Source organism: Paraburkholderia sp. GAS82, assembly GCF_050436285.1.
GTDB classification, from domain to species: Bacteria; Pseudomonadota; Gammaproteobacteria; order Burkholderiales; family Burkholderiaceae; genus Paraburkholderia; species Paraburkholderia phenazinium_B.
Genome location: NZ_JBNDLX010000003.1, coordinates 363,697 through 382,983 on the forward strand (window position 1 = coordinate 363,697; position 19,287 = coordinate 382,983).

Annotated in this window: 12 protein-coding genes; 10 read left to right on the top strand and 2 right to left on the bottom strand. The window is 62.4% G+C overall.

Annotation, left to right across the window (positions count from 1 at the left end):
* The first annotated feature begins 59 nt into the window (after nt 1-59).
* The 8 genes from recC to P3T17_RS12025 all read left to right on the top strand — a co-directional run bounded on the left by recC (nt 60) and on the right by P3T17_RS12025 (nt 15,406).
* Nucleotides 60-3,668, top strand: coding sequence for an exodeoxyribonuclease V subunit gamma (gene recC, locus P3T17_RS11990; RefSeq protein ID WP_429406850.1), 3,609 nt, complete (start codon nt 60-62; stop codon nt 3,666-3,668).
* Nucleotides 3,665-7,498: an exodeoxyribonuclease V subunit beta gene (gene recB, locus P3T17_RS11995; protein WP_429406852.1), complete on the top strand. Its 3,834-nt coding sequence runs from the start codon at nt 3,665-3,667 to the stop codon at nt 7,496-7,498. Before recC ends, recB begins: the two co-directional genes overlap by 4 nt.
* Entirely contained in the window at nt 7,495-9,633 is a 2,139-nt protein-coding gene (gene recD / locus P3T17_RS12000; RefSeq protein ID WP_429406854.1) for an exodeoxyribonuclease V subunit alpha, read from the top strand. The genes recB and recD overlap by 4 nt, the downstream gene beginning before the upstream one ends.
* Nucleotides 9,634-9,667: 34 nt before the next feature.
* Nucleotides 9,668-11,221 (top strand): hypothetical protein, encoded by a 1,554-nt coding sequence (locus P3T17_RS12005; protein ID WP_256455669.1) that lies wholly within the window; start codon nt 9,668-9,670, stop codon nt 11,219-11,221.
* Nucleotides 11,222-11,300: 79 nt separating this feature from the next.
* On the top strand, nt 11,301-11,714 hold the full coding sequence (locus P3T17_RS12010; RefSeq protein WP_429406856.1) for a hypothetical protein: 414 nt from the start codon (nt 11,301-11,303) through the stop codon (nt 11,712-11,714).
* A 13-nt stretch (nt 11,715-11,727) separates the two neighbouring features.
* Nucleotides 11,728-12,552, top strand: a complete 825-nt coding sequence (locus P3T17_RS12015) for an SIR2 family NAD-dependent protein deacylase (protein ID WP_256455667.1) — start codon at nt 11,728-11,730, stop codon at nt 12,550-12,552.
* A 175-nt stretch (nt 12,553-12,727) separates the two neighbouring features.
* Nucleotides 12,728-13,747 (top strand): WYL domain-containing protein, encoded by a 1,020-nt coding sequence (locus P3T17_RS12020; RefSeq protein WP_429406858.1) that lies wholly within the window; start codon nt 12,728-12,730, stop codon nt 13,745-13,747.
* 24 nt (nt 13,748-13,771) lie between these two features.
* Complete coding sequence (locus P3T17_RS12025; RefSeq protein ID WP_256455665.1) at nt 13,772-15,406, top strand: ATP-binding domain-containing protein; 1,635 nt, start codon at nt 13,772-13,774, stop codon at nt 15,404-15,406.
* Nucleotides 15,407-15,414: 8 nt separating this feature from the next.
* Here the strand turns inward: P3T17_RS12025 and P3T17_RS12030 are convergent, their stop codons facing one another.
* The gene (locus P3T17_RS12030) at nt 15,415-15,933 is read right to left on the bottom strand and encodes a hypothetical protein (protein ID WP_429406860.1); all 519 of its coding nucleotides are present in this window, start codon (nt 15,931-15,933) and stop codon (nt 15,415-15,417) included.
* A gap of 295 nt (nt 15,934-16,228) precedes the next feature.
* Here P3T17_RS12030 and P3T17_RS12035 point away from each other — a divergent pair, with 295 nt between their 5' ends.
* Entirely contained in the window at nt 16,229-16,801 is a 573-nt protein-coding gene (locus P3T17_RS12035) for a recombinase family protein (protein ID WP_256455663.1), read from the top strand.
* A 2-nt stretch (nt 16,802-16,803) separates the two neighbouring features.
* On the opposite strand, the gene P3T17_RS12040 is transcribed toward P3T17_RS12035, so the two are convergent.
* Entirely contained in the window at nt 16,804-17,394 is a 591-nt protein-coding gene (locus P3T17_RS12040; RefSeq protein WP_256456487.1) for a recombinase family protein, read from the bottom strand.
* Nucleotides 17,395-17,645: 251 nt separating this feature from the next.
* On the opposite strand from P3T17_RS12040, the gene P3T17_RS12045 reads away from it, so the two are divergent.
* Nucleotides 17,646-18,890, top strand: coding sequence for an EAL domain-containing protein (locus tag P3T17_RS12045; RefSeq protein ID WP_256455662.1), 1,245 nt, complete (start codon nt 17,646-17,648; stop codon nt 18,888-18,890).
* Nucleotides 18,891-19,287 lie beyond the last annotated feature (397 nt).

Below are 19,287 nucleotides of genomic sequence, written 5' to 3' on the forward strand. Positions count from 1 at the left end.
TCCGGACACGCATCGCCCGAGTGTGCCGATTTTGTTTGCTCGCGCTCATGGAGCTTTTCTTGACCTCGAATTCCATTTCTCCAGGGCTGATGCTCATCCACGGCAACCGATCCGAGCGTCTTCGCGATCTGCTTGTCGAATGGATGAAGCGTTACCCGCTCGCGCCGCTCGAGAACGAGACGATACTCGTGCAGAGCAACGGCATTGCACAATGGCTGAAGCTCGCGCTCGCCGCCGATCGCGATCCCGCGACAGGCTCCGGTGGCTGCGGCATCGCGGCCGCGCTGGAAATGTCGCTGCCTTCGCGCTTCATCTGGCAGGCGTATCGCGCAGTGCTGGGCGCGTCGGCGGTGGCCGAGGTTTCGCCATTCGACGAATCGCGTCTCGTCTGGCGGCTGATGCGGGTCTTGCCCGCGCTCATCGACCGTCCCGCGTTCGAGTCTCTGCGGCGCTTCATCAGCCACGACGACGACCGTCGCAAGCGGTTCCAGCTCGCCGAGCGTATCGCCGATCTGTTCGACCAGTACCAGATGTACCGCTCCGACTGGCTGGCGTGCTGGGCCCGCGGCGACAACATTGTGCTGGACGCGCGCGGCGAGCCGCATCCGCTGCCTGGGGAACAGTGCTGGCAGGCGGACCTGTGGCGCGAGCTCGTTGCCGATGTGGCGCATACGACGGATGGCGGCGCGGCGCAGGACGCGATGTCGAACGGCGGACGAGCCGCTGTCCACGAGGCATTCCTGAGACGCGTCGCGACATGGGATAGCGACGCGCGCCCGGCGGGCCTGCCGCGGCGGGTCATCGTGTTCGGCATTTCGAGCCTGCCGCGCCAGTCACTGGAGGCGCTGGCTGCACTCGCGCGCTGGACCCAGGTGCTGATGTGCGTGCCGAATCCGTGCGCGCACTACTGGGCCGACATCGTGCCAGACAAGGAACTTCTGCGCGCTCAACACTCACGGCAACAGCGCCGCAAAGGCGCGCCCACAGAACTGCCCTCCGACCAGCTGCATCTGCACGCGCATCCTTTGCTTGCGTCGTGGGGCAAGCAGGGGCGCGACTTCATCGGCCTGCTCGACGAGTTCGACAGTGCCGAAGCGCGCGATCGCTATCGTCCGCAATTTGCGGGCATCGGTCAGCGTATCGACCTGTTCGAGGAGCGTGATGCGGCGAGCCTGCTTCAGCAATTGCAGGACGACATCCGTGATCTGCGTCCGTTGCGCGAGACACAAACCGAATGGCCACCCGTTGATCCCGCCACGGACAACTCGATCCGTTTCCATGTCGCGCACAGCGCGCAACGCGAAGTTGAGATTCTGCACGACCAGTTGCTGGCGGCGTTCAACGCAGATCGAAGCCTGAGGCCGCGCGACATTATTGTGATGGTGCCCGATATCGAGGCCTACGCGCCCCATATCCAATCGGTGTTCGGACTGCTTGATCGCGAAGACCCACGCTACATTCCATTCAGCGTCGCCGATCGCGGACAGCGCAAGGCGGACCCGCTGGTGGGCGCGCTTGAGATGCTAATCGGCTTGCCGCACTCGCGCGTGACCGTGAGCGATCTGCTTGACCTGCTCGACGTTCCCGCCCTGCGCAGGCGCTTTGGCATCGACGAAAGCGATCTGCCGACGCTGCGCGCATGGATGCGCGGCGCGAACGTGCGCTGGGGTCTGCACGCCGAACATCGCGCGAGCCTCGATCTGCCGCGCGACGATCACGCAGCGCCGCCGCATACCTGGATGTTCGGCCTGCGCCGGATGCTGCTGGGCTATGCCGTCGGCGACGACGCGCACGCGTGGCGAGATATCGAGCCGTTCGGCGAAGTGGGCGGGCTGGATGCCGCGCTGCTCGGGCCGCTCGTCAGGCTGATCGACGAGCTCGACAATGCGTGGCACGCATTTCGCGAACCGGCGACGCCCGCCGTGTGGTGCGAACGTCTGCGTGCGCTAAAACAAGCGTTCTTCAGCGCAGAGGACGGCAACGATGCGTACACGCTCGCGCGCCTCGACAACATTCTGCAGACGTGGCTCGACGCTTGCGCGGAAGCGGGTCTCGTCGACGCGCTGCCGCTTTCGGTCGTCGGCGACTACTGGTTGACTCAGCTTGACGAAGGCGGTCTGTCGCAACGTTTCTTCGCGGGCGCAGTGACGTTCGCGACTCTGATGCCGATGCGCGCGATCCCATTTCGCCGCGTGTGCCTGCTCGGCATGAACGACGGCGACTATCCGCGTACGCGCGTGCCGATGGATTTCGACTTGATGCACGGCCACTACAGGCCAGGCGACCGTTCGCGCCGCGAGGACGATCGCTATCTGCTGCTGGAAGCGGTGCTGTCGGCGCGCGACTATCTTCACGTGTCTTGGGTTGGACGCAGCATTAACGACAACAGTGAGCGCCCGCCATCGGTGCTGATCGGCCAGCTTCGCGACCATCTCGCCCAAGGCTGGCAGCTCTTGCAGGCAAGCCGTGACGACCGCCATGCGCTCATCCAATCGTTGACAGTCGAGCATCGCCTGCAGCCCTTCAGCGTCGAGTATTTCCCCGTGGATTCTGCTGCCGCGACGAGCTCGCCCCTCTTCACGTATGCCGCCGAGTGGCGCTCCGCGTCGCGTGAAAGCGGAATGCGCGCGTCTGCGCCGGACACGCCACTTGACGCCGTCGCGCGCGACGAGCCTTTGTCGCTGCGCGAACTCGCGGACTTCCTGAAGAACCCCGTCAAGGCTTTCTTCAGCCAGCGTTTGCGCGTTGCGCTGGATGCGCAGGAAGCGGCAAGCGACGACCAGGAGCCGTTCGAACTCAACGCGCTCGATACATGGAAGCTGCAGGATGAATTGATCCGCGCGCAGGCCACCGAAGTTCACAGAGGCGACCAGGATGAAGCCGCCGTCGTCGCCGCGCTCGAGGCGCACCTCGGTGTTATCCGCCGCCGCGGCGACGTCATGGAGGGCGGCTTCGGCGACCTCGCGAGCGCCAGCCTCATCGAGCCTATGGGCAAGCTCTTCGCGGAGTATCGCGCGCAGCTCGAACGCTGGCCGGCTGCTATCGCGCGCGAGCACGAGATTGGCTTCCAGATGGCGGGCGAATACGGACCACTGGCCATCGCCGACTGGCTCGGCCAGTGGCGCGCCGACGCCGGCGGCAAGCTCGCGCGCCTATTGCTCGAAACGAGTGAACTCGTCGACGCAAGGGCAAGGCGGTATCGCTATCCGAAGCTCATTGGGCCGTGGGTGCAACATCTGGCGGCGAATCTCGAAGGCCGCTGCGTGACGACTGTGATCGTCAGCAAGAAGGGGACCGTCGAGCTCCCGCCGCTGAAGGAGGGCGTGGCCGCGGCGCATCTTGGTGCGTTGCTGCGCGCGTGGGAAGAGGGGATGCGCAGGCCGCTGCCACTTGCCGTTGAGTCGGCCTTCGAATGGTTGTTTGCGAGCGGCGGTGCGCCTCGCGATGACGCGCGGTCGGAGCAGGATCTGGCGGCTGCCGGCAAGGCCGCGCGCGACAAGTACAACGGCGGCTACTCGCCAGGAGAGGTGGACAGGAGCGCAAGCCTGCGCCGCGCGTATCCTGACTTCGATGCATTGTCCGCGAGTGGTGAGTTTGCGTCGCTCGCCACGACGCTGCTCGGGCCGCTCATCGTCGCAGTGAAGAACAACGCAGGAGCTAACGAATGAACGCGCCGATCCATCCGACGAACGCGATGCAGACCCCGCAGACGCTCGACCCGCTGCGCTTCCCGTTGTCCGGCCGCAGTCTGATCGAAGCCAGTGCGGGCACCGGCAAGACCTTTACGATTGCGATGCTGTATGTGCGACTCGTGCTGGGACACGGTGTGTCTAATGCGCATGCTCGTCCATTGACGCCCCCCGAGATTCTCGTGGTGACCTTCACCGACGCCGCCACCAAGGAACTGCGCGACCGTATCCGCGCACGGCTGACGGAAGCGGCGGCGTATTTCCAGGCTGACCCGGACGACGTGACGTCCCTCCGGCCGCGTGAGACCGATTTGCTGCACGCGTTGCGGGAGGCATACCCGCAGCAGCAGTGGGCGAGCTGCGCGCGCCGCCTGCAGCTTGCGGCGGAGTGGATGGACGAAGCGGCAGTATCGACCATTCATGGCTGGTGCAACCGCATGCTGCGCGAGCACGCATTCGACAGCGACAGCCTGTTTACCCAGACGCTCGAAACCGACCAGAGCAACCTGCTCGCCGAAGTCGTGCGCGACTACTGGCGCACGTTCATGACGCCGCTCGATGCCGCGGACGCGGCAACTGTCGCCGAATGGGTACGCGGTCCGCTGGACTTGCAGAAGAAGCTGCGCAGTCTGATCGACGTCGCACCGCAGCTGACTGACGCGTCCGCGCCCGCTGATTCGTTGCAGGCGGCACGCGAAGAGTTCGCGCGCCGCCTTGCCGCGATCAAGGCGCCGTGGAAGACGCTGCCGTTGCAGATGAAGGCCGTGCTGGATGCCGCGCGCGCAGATGGGCAATTGGGCAGAGAGTTTGCGCAAGCCACCTGCGACCGCTGGCTAAAGGAATTGGCTGGATGGGCCGACGATCCGCTGAAGACGAAGCCCAACCTGACCGATACCGCGTGGGACAGACTCACACACGAAGCGCTCGCAAGACACTGTCAGCATGGCACACCCCCTTCGCATCCCGGCTTCGATGCGCTCGCGAAGTTGAGCGGCGAAATCGCCGCGTTGCCGGACGCACGCGACGATCTCCTGTCGCATGCGGCCCGTTGGGTGGCCGAGCGTTTCTCGCTGGAACAGGGGCGGCGCGCGCAGATGGGCTTCGACGATCTTCTGACGCGCCTCGAGGCCGCGTTGCATGGCCCGAACGGTGAGCGTCTTGCCGACATCGTCCGCAAGCAGTTTCCCGTCGCGTTGATTGACGAGTTCCAGGATACCGACCCGATTCAGTACCGCATTTTTGATGCCGTCTATCGACCGGCCGACGATGGCGTGAACGACGAGGCGAAAGGCGCGGCCCAAAGCGAGGCCAAAAACGCGCTCGTCCTGATCGGCGATCCGAAGCAGGCAATCTACGCGTTCCGTGGCGCGGACATCTACACGTACCTCGCGGCGCGGCGCTCGTGCGGTGCGCAGCTCTATACCCTCGCGACGAACTTTCGCTCGACGCATGCAATGGTCAATGCGACGAATCACTGCTTCAACGTCGCGGAGCAGCGCGACAAGGGCGAGGGCGCGTTTCTCTTTCGCACGAGCGACGGCAACCCTGTGCCGTTTATCCAGGTCGGCGCGAAAGGGCGCGACGATGCGTTTGTTGTGGACGGTGAAACACCGCGCGCATTGACGGCATGGTGGCTGCCGGCATCGAGCGACGGCAAGCCGCTCGCCAAGTCCACGTATATAGATCGCATGGCGGAAAGTTGTGCGACGGAGATGGTGCGTCTGCTCGATCTCGGGCAGCGCGACAGCGCCGGGTTTGCGGGAGCGGGTGACGCTGGCCGTCTGCGATCACTGCGCCCCGCCGACATGGCCGTGCTCGTCAACAACCGTATAGAGGCCGACGCGATCCGCAAAGCGCTCGCGAAACGCGACGTGCGCACGGTCTATCTGTCCGACAAAGATTCCGTGTTCGAGAGTCCGCAGGCGGCCGAACTGCAGCATTGGCTCGCAGCCTGCGCGGACCCGGATGACGGACGGCTCGTGCGTACCGCGCTGGCCACCGCTACGCTCGGGCTCGGCTGGGTCCAGCTCGATGCGCTCTACGGTAACGAGATGGCGTGGGAGGCGTGTGTGCTGCAGTTCCGCGGCTATCGGGAGTGCTGGCGCCGTCAGGGCGTGCTGCCGATGCTGCGCCGCCTGCTGAACGATTTCAGCGTGCCCGCGCGCCTGCTCGGCCTGCATGCCCACGATAGCGAGGGCGTGCAGGGCGGCGAGCGGATCATGACCGACCTGCTGCATCTGGCCGAACTGCTGCAGCAAGCCAGCACTATGATCGAGGGCGAGCATGGCCTGATCCGCTATCTCGTCGAACAGCGCGAGGCGGCGGCAGATGGCAATGGTGGCGGCGACGCGCGGCAGGTCCGTCTGGAAAGCGACGGTGACCTCGTGAAGGTGGTGACCATTCACAAGTCAAAGGGCCTCGAATATCCGCTCGTGTTCCTGCCGTTCGTTTGCGCACACCGTCCAGCGGACCCGAAGGATGTGCCCTTCAAATGGCACGACGCACAGGGTACGCTGCAGGTCTCGCTCGCCGACACGGGCGGCGTGCTGCAAAAGGTCGACCGCGAGCGGCTAGGCGAAGACATCCGCAAGCTCTACGTGGCGCTGACGCGCGCCCGTTACGGGACGTGGATTGGCATGGCGGAACTCAAGGAATTCGATCGCAGCGCGATTGGCTATCTGCTCAACGGTGGAAAGATGCTGGCGGCAGGCGACCTTGTGCGTTGCCTCGAAGAGGCATTCGGCGCGTCGACGGACATCGCGGTCACGCCGGCGCCCGAGCCTGGCGATGAAAAGCTCGCGCGTCAGCACCAGGTGTCGCAACAAGGCCAGGCTCGCGAGTCGGTACGCGTGATGCGCGAGCCATGGTCGGTCGAGAGTTATTCGAGCCTCAAGAAGCTGAGCCACGGTGCGCGTGTGGCGCCCGACACGTCGCGCGAAGAAGAATTCATCGAGGCGCGCGACGCCGAGGTGGAGATCGAGGACGACGACACGGTCTTGTCCGCGCAACCGCTGCGCCGCGTCGCAACGCAGCTGGCCGCTCGCGCCCTGCACGACTTCCCGCGCGGCTCAGACGAAGGCAGCTTCCTGCACGATCTGCTCGAATGGGCCGCACAACACGGGTTCAGGCAGGTCGCGGCGGACATCGGGCCGTTACGCGAAGTAATCGCGCGCCGTTGCAGCGTACGCGGCTGGGAGCGCTGGATTGATCCGTTGACGCAATGGATTGCGCAGATCGTCACGACGCCACTGACGTTGAAAGCCGGTCACGGTGTCGAGGCGACCTCGATCACGCTGTCGGAACTGCGTGCGTCGATCGGCGAAATGGAATTCTGGCTCGCCGCGCATCGCGTCGATACGGCAGCCGTCGACCGGCTCGTGAGCGAATACACGGTCGGCCAGGCCGGACGCACCGCGATCGAACCGGCGCAACTGAACGGCATGCTCAAGGGCTTCATGGATCTCGTGTTCGAACATGAAGGCCGCTACTACGTCGCCGACTACAAATCGAACTGGCTCGGCTCCGGCGACGCCGCTTACACGGCGGAGCGGATTCGCGCGCAGATCCTGCGCTCGCGCTACGACCTGCAATACGTGCTGTACCTGTTGGCACTGCACAGGCTGCTCAAGGCGCGGCAACCCGGCTACGACTATGACACGCATATTGGCGGCGCTGTCTATCTGTTCCTGCGCGGCCTGAATGCGTCGACGCAGGGTATATACGCCGAGCGGCCGCCGCGCGAGCTGATCGAACGGCTCGACGTCTTATTCACGGGCGACGCCGGGTTCGCCGACAGGGAGGCTGCATGACCACGACTCTTTCTGAAGCCTCCTTCGTGACGGTTCGGGACGCGGAGAGCCGCGAGCAGGTCGAGCGGATGCTGGCGGGCTGGGTTGAGCGCGGCTGGCTGCGTGACGTCGATGCCGCCTTTGCGCGATTTCTCGCACGCGAGGTACAGGATGCGCACGCGCTGCTTATCCTCGCGGCAGCGCTTGCGAGCCATCAGTTGGGCCGAGGCCACGCGTGCCTGGATCTTGCCGCGACGCTTGCGGATCCCGCCTCCGTGCTGTCGCTTCCGCCCGACGGGCTCGCCGCCCGTGACGTCGATGAAGCCGACCAGGACATCGTGCTGCCTTCGAGCGTGCTGGCGGACATCACGCTGGAGCGCTGGCGGGCGGCGCTCGTTCATTCCGAACTGGTTGGCGACGGCGCGGGTAGCTCGCCGCTGGTGTTGATCGGCACGCGGCTCTATATGCGCCGCTACTGGCAATACGAACAGAACGTGTGCCACGCGATTGGCCAGCGCCTCGAAGCGGCCGGCCAGCTTGAAAGCGAATTGGACGCCAATGGTCTGCGCGATGCGCTTGCGACGCTCTTTCCGGCACCGGAGCCGGCAAAGCAGGGCGATGCGCACGCCGACTGGCAGAAACTCGCTTGCGCGCTCGCCGCGCGTAGTGCGTTCAGCATTGTTACGGGCGGACCGGGCACGGGCAAGACGACGACCGTCGTGAAGCTGCTCGCGTTGCTGCAATCGCAGACGCTCGCGCGCGGCGCAGGCAAGCCGTTGCGCATTCGCCTCGCGGCGCCGACGGGCAAGGCGGCCGCGCGCCTGAATGAATCGATTGCCAACGCGGTCGCGGGTCTGCCACTCGGCGGCTTTCCGCAAGGCGAGGCGATACGCGCAGCGATTCCCGTGGCCGTCACGACGCTGCACCGGTTACTCGGCACGCGGCCTGACACGCGACGCTTCCGGCATCACGCGGGCAATCCGCTTTCGCTAGATGTGCTGGTGATCGACGAGGCGTCGATGGTCGATCTGGAAATGATGAACGCCGTGCTCGATGCGCTGCCCGAACACGCACGCCTGATTCTGCTCGGCGACAGGGACCAGCTCGCTTCAGTGGAGGCGGGTGCCGTGCTCGGCGAGTTGTGCCAGCGCGCGAGCAAGGGCCACTACACCCGCGCGACCCAGGCGTGGCTGCAGGAAACGACGGGCGAGCGTATCGATGCCGACCTCGTCGATGAGTTGGGCAGCGCACTCGATCAGTCGATTGCGATGTTGCGTTTCAGCCACCGGTTTTCAGCGAAAAGCGGCATCGGTCAACTGGCGGAAGCGGTCAACAGCGGCAAGCCGGAAGAAGTCGCGCGCGTCTGGGCGCGCGGCCACGCCGATCTCGCCGTGATCGAGTCCATCGAGAAGGGCGACGCAGCACTCAAGGCGCTCGTCGTGGACGGCATAGCCGGCGGCGCCGAGGTGAACTGCGAAGCGGATGTTCACAAACCTGACGCCAGTGCGCGGCATGGCTATCGCCACTATTTGCAGACCCTGCGTGACAGGCAGCCGTCGCATGACGCGGATCAGGCGGCATTCGATGTGTGGGCGAACGTCGTGCTCGAAGCACATGGCAAATTCCAGCTGTTGTGCGCGCTGCGGCGCGGAGCGTGGGGCGTCGAAGGACTGAACCGGCGCGTCGCGCATCTGCTGCAGGAGGAGCGGCTGATCGCGGCGACGGGCGAGTGGTATCTGGGCCGACCAGTTCTCGTGACGCGCAACGACTACGAACTGGGACTGATGAACGGCGACATCGGCATCACGCTCGCGCTACCTGCGCCCGATGGCGGCTGGAGCCTGCGGGTCGTGTTCGCTGCGGGCGACGGCTCGCGGCGCATCAAGTGGGTGCTGCCGAGCCGCTTGCAGGCCGTCGAAACGGTGTTCGCGCTGACCGTCCATAAATCGCAAGGCTCGGAGTTTACGCACGCCGCGCTCGTGCTGCCCGACACTTTTAGCCCCGTGTTGACTCGCGAACTCGTCTACACGGGCATCACGCGTGCGCGCAGCTATCTGACGATCGCCAGCGCGGGGGGCACGGCGATTGTCGAACGCGCTGTTAATGCGCAGGTGCGGCGGGCGAGCGGGCTTTCCGCTGGATTCGATTTTCAGTGACGTTTTGAAAACTTCTTTTGAGGGGCATGGACTGATGAACCGTAATGCGTTTCTTGCACAATCCGGCGTGAAAGCCTTCGTGGCATGGCTGGCCGAGCGGCTGCCGAAGCTGCCCGTCCGGCTGCGCTTTGCAGACAGCTGGTTTGTCCCAGGCGGAATCGATACACGGGTGGACGGTATCGAAGCGGTTCATGCGCACTACCATTGGGGAGCCATTTGGTTCGATCCGCGCACTGGCAAGCCGGTTGAGTCTGGCGACTGGGCATCGACGCGCACGTCGCTCGAACGTCTGAGTGCCTGGCTGCGCGAGAGCGTCGCGAGTGGCGACGAACTTGCCGCAGGCGCTGCGGCGCGCGAAGTGCTGCGCTGGGGCGGTGTGCGGAGCGCGATTCCCTTCATCGAATCGAAGGTCCGGCAAAACGCGTGGTGCGCGTATCTGAGAGAACTGGCGCCGCTCTTTGCGCTTGACGGCGACCAGACGCTCGACGGATTGCACGCACGCAATGTGCTTCGCTTCGACTCGGGATTGACCAAAATTCATGCACTGCTCGATACGACGGGCTCGCCGATCTACGATAGCCGCGTCGGTGCGGCGTTGGCGATGCTGCATGAAATGTTCAGGTGCGATGCCCGGAGCAATGGTATTCAGCATGACGCGTTGGGTTTTCCATCGGGGCCGGCGCGTGGACGGCAGATTCGCAATCCCGGTGACCTAGGTTTTACCGCATCGCCGCAGTTCTACACACCTCAGGTTCATCGTGAGGACTGGGCGCGCTGGCAACTGCGGGCGGGCTGGATCATTCGTGTGGTTCTCGAACGGACCACGCTGTTCGCGAGCGAACCCGCCAGCGACTCCGCGAGCCATATCGCCGCGCGTTGCCATGCGTTCGAGGCCGCGCTGTTCATGATTGGGTATGACCTTCGGAGTCTGGCTGATGATTGTGGGGTTCCCGTTCAACCGGAAGCAAACGGTCCTCCGCTTGCTCCTGATAAGAGGGGGAACTGGGTGCCAGCCGGGCATCCGTTTGGCAGCGTATTGAGCATGTATCGTGAGTATCGCGAGACGAAACCGACCGATCCCGCAATAGATGCGTTTGGGCGTTGGCTGGAAACACACTCGCTATCGGATGTTCGCGTTAACTTCGCTAATAACTTCACAAATTACCGGTATCCCCTCGGTGAGCGCGAGTTCAATCTTCCCGACCGTCCGCTGGAGCAGATTCGATTGATCGAGGAAGGGCACGAGCGCGGCCTTTATGTGGCGAATAACGGTGAGCGGGAATTTATCGCGGGAGACGAACGGGAACAGGTGTGCCTCGTTTGTGCAGGGCTGACCGGATACAGCTATGCAGTTGAACCGACGGCTGACGCACGTGCGGATCGTCTAATCAGCAATGACCTTGCAGGCACCAGAAATTCCGCAAATACGTTGCTGTCGGTCGGGCGAGGAGTCGGCAGACACTTTGGCTTGCTTGACCGCGACAACAAGCCGACAGACCTCTTCCACCAATTCTTCGGCGAAGGCTTCGAGTACTTCCGCAAGCGGCTCGGCGTCGATCGGAATGGCCGCGACACGAACCCGCGCTAGCCAGTTGTAGTGGTCGGGACATAAAATGTCCCGACCATCTGCCACGATGCGAGTCCTTCTTCCGACACGGACCCACGTCATGCCGCAGATGATCGACCATATCGACGCGATCGCGCGTCGCAAGCAACGCGATGCGCTCTTCGTGACTTTCTTCGACGATCCTTCCGGCGAGCGGTCGCCGCATCATTGGAAATCGCATCCGATGCGGGCGGCCATTGTCGAGTGGCTCGACGCTCAGGGGTACGCATGGCAACCCTGCGGAGAATTCGCGGACGATCGAATGATGGTCAGCTATCGCGGTTCGATCTATATCGATGTTCCGTACGATTCCAGCGATCCGTCGTACCGTGCGCTCGAGGCGTTCCTCGAGTACCCGGACGGCTCATTGCGCATGCCACATATGCGCTTCCTCGTAATCGGCCTCGACGATGCGCAAAAGAACGCACATCATGACGAGCCGGGCTTCTGGGAACGCTGGGCCGAACGCTTCTAACACAACGAGAAAAATGACGATGATCGATAGCGCCGATATTCAACGCGCGGCAGACTGGATACGCAACGCAGACGGCATTGTGATTGCGGCTGGCGCGGGCATGAGCGTGGACTCGGGTCTGCCCGACTTTCGCGGCACGGACGGGCTGTGGACGTCGCTGCTGCCCGCAGGCATGACTGAGCGCGACGTCGGCTCGCTGACGCAGGGCGACTGTTTCGTCGAAAAGCCCGTCGACGCCTGGCGATTCTACGGGCGTGCTCTTCAGGTGTGCAGGCAACTGAAACCCCACGCGGGCTACGCGATGTTGAAGCATTGGGCCGAGGGTGCGCGTCATGGCGCCTTCGTTTTCACAAGCAACGTCGATGGCCACTTTCAGGCGGCGGGCTACGACGAGGCCCGCGTTCTGGAGTGTCACGGCACCATCAACTTCATGCAGTGCGGCAAACCATGCGACGACGCGATCTGGCCATCAGGTAGCATGATGGATGGCGTCGATATCGACTCGCTTGCTGCTTCCTCGTTGCCGCGCTGCCCGCATTGCGGCCATCTCGCGCGGCCGAACTTCCTGTTGTTCGACGACGGCCTCTGGGTCGAAACACGCTCTTCCTCGCAATGGGAACGGTTGCGTATCTGGCTGCGCACCGTGCAAAGACCGGTGGTGATCGAACTCGGCGCGGGAGCGGCTGTGCCGAGCGTGCGTATGTTTGCGGAATCCGTACTCGGCCCGCTGATCCGCATCAATCTCGACGAAAGCGAGGTGGCGGGCGAGGGCGTCGGCATTCGCGGCACGGCGCTCGACGTGCTTTCCGCAATCGACGCGGCGCTCGCCACGCCCTGATCTCGCGCCAGCGTTCATGTTGGCCTATGCAAGGGATGCGTCCTTCGCATAGGCCGATAGGTGAGCCTGAATTACGTCGGTGTTGAGGGCTGGCAATATATTTACGCGCACTCAAGAAAACACCAAAAGGTGCCGATATACCCGAGACCATCCATCCAAACGACCGAATCGTTCAATGTCTGACATCGACCGCGAAATCATGCGCGTCCTTCCCGACGCAGCCACGCAAAGCAACTACCTCAGTACCCCCGAAATCCATCGGCGTCTGACGAATACCGTGCCGGACATGCCTTCGTCGAAGACGATATACCGGCATCTGGCGAAGCTCGAAGAAGAAGGCCTCGTCGAGATGGACCAGCGCGGAACCGCATCCGTATGGCGCAAGAAGGCGGGAGCGAGCGGCATGGCGGCCAAAGGCGGCGGGCTGATGAACTTCGACGAAGCACTGGCGCTGCAGACCCTCAGACGCTTCTCTTCCCGGCAGATCCCGGAACTGGTGGCCGAGTCGCTTTCGGCGATGTTTGAAATTGCAGACACGCGGCTGCGGAGGACCAACAGCGAAACCGAGCGGAAATACTCGCGCTGGACGAGCAAGGTTGCCGTGGAGAGCGGTGGCTTCGCGCTGCACTATCCCGTGATCGATCGCGAACTGTTCGCTACGGTTTCGAGTGCGCTGTTCGAAGAACGCAAGCTGGAGATCGTCTACCGTCCGCGTCACAACACCGATAACGATCGCGCGAAGGTCGTATTGCCGTTTGGTCTCGTCGAGGTGGGTGGACTCGTCTACCTGGTGGCGGGCACAGAAGGCAAGGCCAACCCCACGATGTATCGCCTAGACCGTCTCGCGCGCGCCGCGGCACTGCTCGAATCGTTTGCGTATCCTTCGTCGTTTTCGCTCGATGCGTATGTCAAGCAGCAACGCAGTTTCGACTTCATGGTCGAAAAGGAAGTGCAGCTCAAGCTGAGGTTTGTCGGCGGAGCGGGCGATCATCTGCTTGAAGCGCCCATGTCGAAGGATCAGAAGAGCGCGCGCAAGGACGACGCGCTGCATGTGCAGGGAAGCGTCATGCTGAGTCAGAGGTTGCGTTGGTGGTTGCGCTCGTTCGGGCCGTACGTCGAGGTGATCGGCCCCGCGAGCCTGCGCGCCGAGCTTGCCGAGGAAGCCGGCGAGCTGGCGAGAATCTACGGCAAATAGCCACTGCTCGAGAGGCATTGAAGCATGGCCCAGATATTCCCTGCCGGCTGGAACGACCAGTTGGTGAGCGGCGCCGCGCAGCGTGAAATCGAAACGCTCAGCGTTCTGCAACGCGGTCTGCCCGATACGTATGCCGTCTATCACGGTGTTCACTGGACGCAGTTGAACAAAGGATTTTCAATATTTGGCGAGGCCGACTTCGTGGTCGTGAGTCCCGCTGGCCGCGTGCTCGTGATTGAACAGAAGTCGGGCGGGTTGGAGGAGACGCCTGAGGGCCTCACCAAACTGTATGCGGGCAAGAGCAAGAGCGTGTCTTCGCAGATCGCACGAACCATCGGCGGAATGCATGGCCGCTTCAAGGCCGCATTTGGTGGCCCAAACTACAGGCTTGAAGAAATGTTGTACTGTCCGGACTACCGGGTGAAGTATCCGGCGATATCCGGCGTCAATCCCACGCGGATTGTTGATGCCACGCGTAGGGACGACCTCGTGTCGTTGGTCGAGGCCATTCTGCCCGCTGACGAACCGCCGTTGCCTTGTCTTGGCCGCATCCATGCGTTTCTTGCCGACGAGCTGTCGCTGACGCCGGACGTGCGCGCGATGATCGGCGAGGTCACGAAGTTCGTGACGCGCGTCTCGGGCGGACTTGCGACGTGGGCGCGGTCGATCGAGTTTCAGCCGTTCAGGTTGCGTGTGATCGGTACGGCCGGGTCAGGCAAGACACAGCTTGCGCTCCGCGTTCTCGACGATGCCGTCAACGCCGGACAGCGCGCGCTCTATCTGTGCTTCAACCGACCCCTTGCCGATCACCTTCGGCGCATCGCGCCTGTCGGTTCGACCGTGCTCACGTATCATCAGCTTTGCCAGCAAGCGGCGAAGCGTATGGGGCAGGCGATCGACTTTGCTGACGAGCGCGTCTTCGATTCGCTCGAACGTTCGCTGTTGGCTTCGCAGCCAGACGACGCCGAATGCTTCGATACGGTTATCGTCGATGAAGGCCAGGATTTCCGTCAGGAATGGGTGCTGCCGATCGAGCGGCTGTTGCGCAAGAGCGGGCGCTTCTGGTGGCTGGAAGATCCGATGCAGAACCTGTACCTGCGCAAGAGCGTCGAATTGCCCGGCTGGGTCGAAGTGCGCGCAATGGCCAATCATCGCAGTCCACACGACGTGGTGCGCTTTATCGGCATGCTGGCGGGTGCGCCAATGACGATCGAAGCGGCGGGGCCATTCACCAAGTCGGATGTTGCCCTGATCACGTATTCCGGCAGCAGTGCGACACAGGCGACCCGTGAAGCACTTGAGCAAGCGATATCCGCGGGCTTTGCTCCCGCGGATATCGCGCTGCTGACCTTCAATGGCCGGGACAAGTCACTGTTCCCCGTGCTCGACCGGCTCGGACGTTACGCGCTGCGCAGCTTCACGGGTACGTACGACGAGTACGGCGCGCCCGTCTATCGCGACGGCGACGTCATGGTCGAAACTATCTATCGCTTCAAGGGGCAAAGCGCGCCCTGCGTGATCCTGACGGAGGTCGATTTCGAGCAGTTCGACGACGCGACGTTCCGGCGTCTTTTCGTTGGCGCGACGCGTGCGACGATGAAGCTGATTGTTGTGATGTCAGAGCCGGCTGCGGCGCTCTTGCTCGAGAGAATGAGCTAAAACGCGTATCAGGCTGCGTCGAGTTGCGGGGTGATCATGCAGAGCAGATCACGCCGCACGACGGCAGGCATGTGCGGCTGGCGCGTAGAAGAAGCAGCGATCAGACAGCCCAGGCGGCAGAGCGCGGCCTGCGGCGACAACGTGCCGGCCACTGCCCAATGACCTGCGCGTTTGCGCGGCAACTGATCCGCATTACCCTCAAACAGGATGATTTCAATCCCGCACTCCGCCAGCAATTGCGATACGGCGTAGTTAGCCCCTGCGCAATTCCAGCAGAACGCTGCGCTTGCGCGACGCGAAGGCTTGACGATGTGCACGACCACGTCAGCGCCGCGCGCAATCCTGTCATGAGAAATCTTCCACGTTATCGCGCCGTTCATTCGGGGCAGTTCTCTCATCCACGACTGAACCTCCGATTCTTCGTATCCCCAAAGCCGCAACGCAATGCACAGCGTCTGTCCGATGCCGTGTGCATTGCGATCGGTCTGCGTTGCGTCTGCGCGAATCGTGTTGGTCTGTTTAGTCATGTGTGTGGGGAACTCCCGGTCGTTGTCCGAGTGCGCAGTGTGCGGGACCCTTGAGTCAAATCATGTCCCAAACGAGTTGACGATGTGCGCGATCAATCTGGACACAGTTTGTCCTGTTCGATTTCTATAGTCCACGTCCGGCCATTTGACAAACAGACTGTTCATCGAGCTCCATCGATGATGTCCAATGTTGCGTGGTCGTAGTGTCCAACCGCACATCGCAGAGGCGCAACGATGCGATGCCCAGTTCAGGTTCGCTTGCCGGGTCTGGCCGTGCTGCACAACTCCAAAAAGAATGAGAATTGGATACGCGAGAGTTTCTACCGATGATCAAAATCTCGACCTGCAACTTGCAGCGTTGAAAACGGCGGGCTGCGATGACATCTTCACCGATCAGGGGATCTCGGGTGCAAGATTCTCTCGCCCCGGCCTCGGCCAGGCGATGACTGCGCTGACCCAAGGCGATACGCTGGTCGTGTGGCGTCTGGACCGCTTGGGGCGCTCGCTGACGAAGCTCGTCGAACTGGTCGACGAGCTCGGCGTAAGAGGCGTTCAGTTTGCTTCTCTCACCGAGTGCATCGACACGACTTCGCCGGGTGGGACGCTGCTGTTTCATATCATGGCCGCGCTCGCGCAATTCGAGCGCTCGCTGATTGGCGAACGAACGCGGGCCGGCATGCTCGCCGCTAAAGCGCGCGGGCAGCACGTCGGCAGACGCCGCGCGATGACTCAGACCGAGTGCGTCGAAGCCCAGCAATTGCTGACGCTGCATTCGTCCGATATCGTTGCCCAACGGTTCGAGGTCCACCCACGCACGCTGCTTCGCAGCTTGCGCCGTTATGGGCTCGAAGCGCGTCGGCTGGCGTAACGCTATTCCTGGTCGCGACATGATTCCGATGGCGGAGCCGGCAAGGTCGAATTGCGCAGCGCGCGTTGCACCGTGCGCGGATGCACACTGAACCGCACGGCAAGTTCAGCAACAGACACTGTGCGCGAAAGCGCAAGCGCCTCAGCGCATTGCGCTGAAGTCATCGCGGCACGCCGTCCCACTTGACGGCCACGCTCGCGTGCCGCTTGCATACCACAGCGCGTCCGTTCGCTGATCAGCGTCCGTTCGAATTGAGCCATGGCAGCCATCATGTGAAAGATGAACATGCCGCTACACGTTGTGGTGTCGATCGCTTCCGTGAGCGATTGAAAGCGGATGCCCCGCATATTGAGCGTCTCGATCAGCTCAACCAGCTTCATCAATGATCGGCCCAGGCGGTCGAGGCGCCATACGACTAGCGTGTCGCCGCGATCGAGTTGCGCGAGCGTGTCATCCAGTCCTGGACGACGGAACGTCGAGCCCGAGACGCCATGATCGCGAAAGAGCAGTTCGCAGCCTGCTGCTGTCAGCGCCGAGACCTGCAAATCGAGGTTCTGTTCTTCCGTCGAAACGCGAGCGTAGCCGATCTTCATCATAGTGCCTCGCTGAAACTTATCTCCCTGGCGTCGGCGTGCATGCATACCTTGCAAGAAAGTGGTCTTCATGCATTGACACAAAGGTTCCCTTTTGTCGCCGCACAAAGCCGCGTCAGCGGGCACAGCAGATTCATGTTTTCTCTCTGGTTTTTCTGAAGCCTTGAACTATGATGGATCGTGACACAAAGGAACCCTTTTGTACCCCGCTGCGGGGCTGGTCTGCGCCGCGGCGGGATGGGTTCGGCGCAATGAGTCACGAAAGACTACCTGGGCTTCGGCCGGAGCTCGCGTCGCTGCTGAAACGCTTCGGCATCGGACCGGCTGCGAGAAGCGACTGGCCCGCGGCACTGTGCATTGTCGCGACATTTGTCAATCTTCCGCAGATCGAGCACGCTTACGGTCCGATGTTCGCGACAACGGTGCGCCATGTGGTGCGGGAGCGGGCGCGCGAATTGTGCAGGCAATACCCAGGTACCGTGGCGATGAGCGCACAACACATATTGTTCGTGTTCGATGCGTCGCCGGATATGCAAGACACTCATCGCGGTTTTGGCGCGCATCCCTCGCTTCTGCTCGATCGCATTCTGACGTGTCTTGCAGATCGTCCCGTGCGATCAGGCTCCGCTGTCGCGTTCCCCGTGATCGAGGTGAACGTTGCCCACTTCGCCGACGAACCCTTCGATATCGATTCCGTCAATGCCGCGCGCGTGTCGGAAATGCAGTCTGGCGAAGAATGGCGCGAGCAGTTCCTTGCGGATACGCAAGTGGCCGAACGCGTGTTCCGTGCCATGGACGAACGCCAACTCGACTTCGACTTCGAGCGCATATGCGACGCGAAGGAGCCTTGGACGACGCATTATCACGAAGCGCTGCTAAGCAAGACAGGCGAGAGTCCTGATAAGCGCTGCCGGATCGGCTCAGAAGTGCGTGCGCTCGAGCGTCTGGGCGTGGTGCGGCGTCTCGACAGGTGGGTCGTCGAGTCGATCATCGGCAGGTTGAGAGCGAACCCCGACGCGCGAATGGGCTGCAACGTATCGGCTGCAAGCGCAACAATCGATGCATGGTGGGCGGTGCTCATCGTCACGTTGTTCGAAGAACCTGAAGTTGCATCGCGCCTGACTATAGAGATCACAGAAACCTTTCCCCTCGCCAATCTCGACGCTGCACGCGAATTTGTCTCGGTCATCAAATGGCTGGGTTGCCGCGTTGCGCTCGACGATGTCGGGCACGACTTCGGCAGCTTGCGTAACCTCGTCAGCCTTGGTGTCGACATCGTCAAGCTCGATCGTTCGCTGGTAGTTGCGTGCCGCCACGACGAGACTGCCGCGGCACGTCTGATCCAACTCATCGGGTTCGCTAAGGTCTGCGACGCATCGGTTGTCGTGGAGGGAATTGAAACGACGGACGATGCGCGGATTGCCTGTGCAAACGGCGCAACAGGTCTGCAAGGCTATTTGTACTTCCCCTATGTGAATAAAGTGGAAAGCCGGTAACGCATGTCAGTGGCTTTGATCCGCAACATACGAGGTAGCGACGCAAAGAAGAAATAGCTTCCTCCAATAGCGCTTGGGATATCACGCGTTCATCTAATCGTTAAGCCAACCTTTCGGCTTCAGTCTTCCGCAGCGTCCCGCGGTGTTAGAGACATCATTTGTCTGGACTGCCACGCACAATGGGAACCCACAGCAATCGAACGAACGCGTGTCAGGTACCGGACATGAATTGTCCCGATCGGTGGCTAAAGTGTGTCGAGTGGTGTTTTATTGACCCGATGAGCGGCGCAAATCAACCAGATTTATTCATCCATTGCGTGCGGAGAAAGTGGCCGTTCGCATGGACCGAAAATAAAAAGGCAGCAGGCCAAAAAAGAGTACATTGATCAATGAACTT

Coding starts and splice junctions, on each gene's coding strand:
- P3T17_RS12020 (WP_429406858.1), top strand. CDS start 12,728: ATGTCTGACATCGACCGCGAAATCATGCGCGTCCTTCCCGACGCAGCC.
- P3T17_RS12005 (WP_256455669.1), top strand. CDS start 9,668: ATGAACCGTAATGCGTTTCTTGCACAATCCGGCGTGAAAGCCTTCGTG.
- recB (WP_429406852.1), top strand. CDS start 3,665: ATGAACGCGCCGATCCATCCGACGAACGCGATGCAGACCCCGCAGACG.
- P3T17_RS12045 (WP_256455662.1), top strand. CDS start 17,646: ATGAGTCACGAAAGACTACCTGGGCTTCGGCCGGAGCTCGCGTCGCTG.
- P3T17_RS12010 (WP_429406856.1), top strand. CDS start 11,301: ATGCCGCAGATGATCGACCATATCGACGCGATCGCGCGTCGCAAGCAA.
- P3T17_RS12015 (WP_256455667.1), top strand. CDS start 11,728: ATGACGATGATCGATAGCGCCGATATTCAACGCGCGGCAGACTGGATA.
- P3T17_RS12035 (WP_256455663.1), top strand. CDS start 16,229: ATGAGAATTGGATACGCGAGAGTTTCTACCGATGATCAAAATCTCGAC.
- recD (WP_429406854.1), top strand. CDS start 7,495: ATGACCACGACTCTTTCTGAAGCCTCCTTCGTGACGGTTCGGGACGCG.
- P3T17_RS12025 (WP_256455665.1), top strand. CDS start 13,772: ATGGCCCAGATATTCCCTGCCGGCTGGAACGACCAGTTGGTGAGCGGC.
- P3T17_RS12040 (WP_256456487.1), bottom strand. CDS start 17,394: ATGAAGATCGGCTACGCTCGCGTTTCGACGGAAGAACAGAACCTCGAT.
- P3T17_RS12030 (WP_429406860.1), bottom strand. CDS start 15,933: ATGACTAAACAGACCAACACGATTCGCGCAGACGCAACGCAGACCGAT.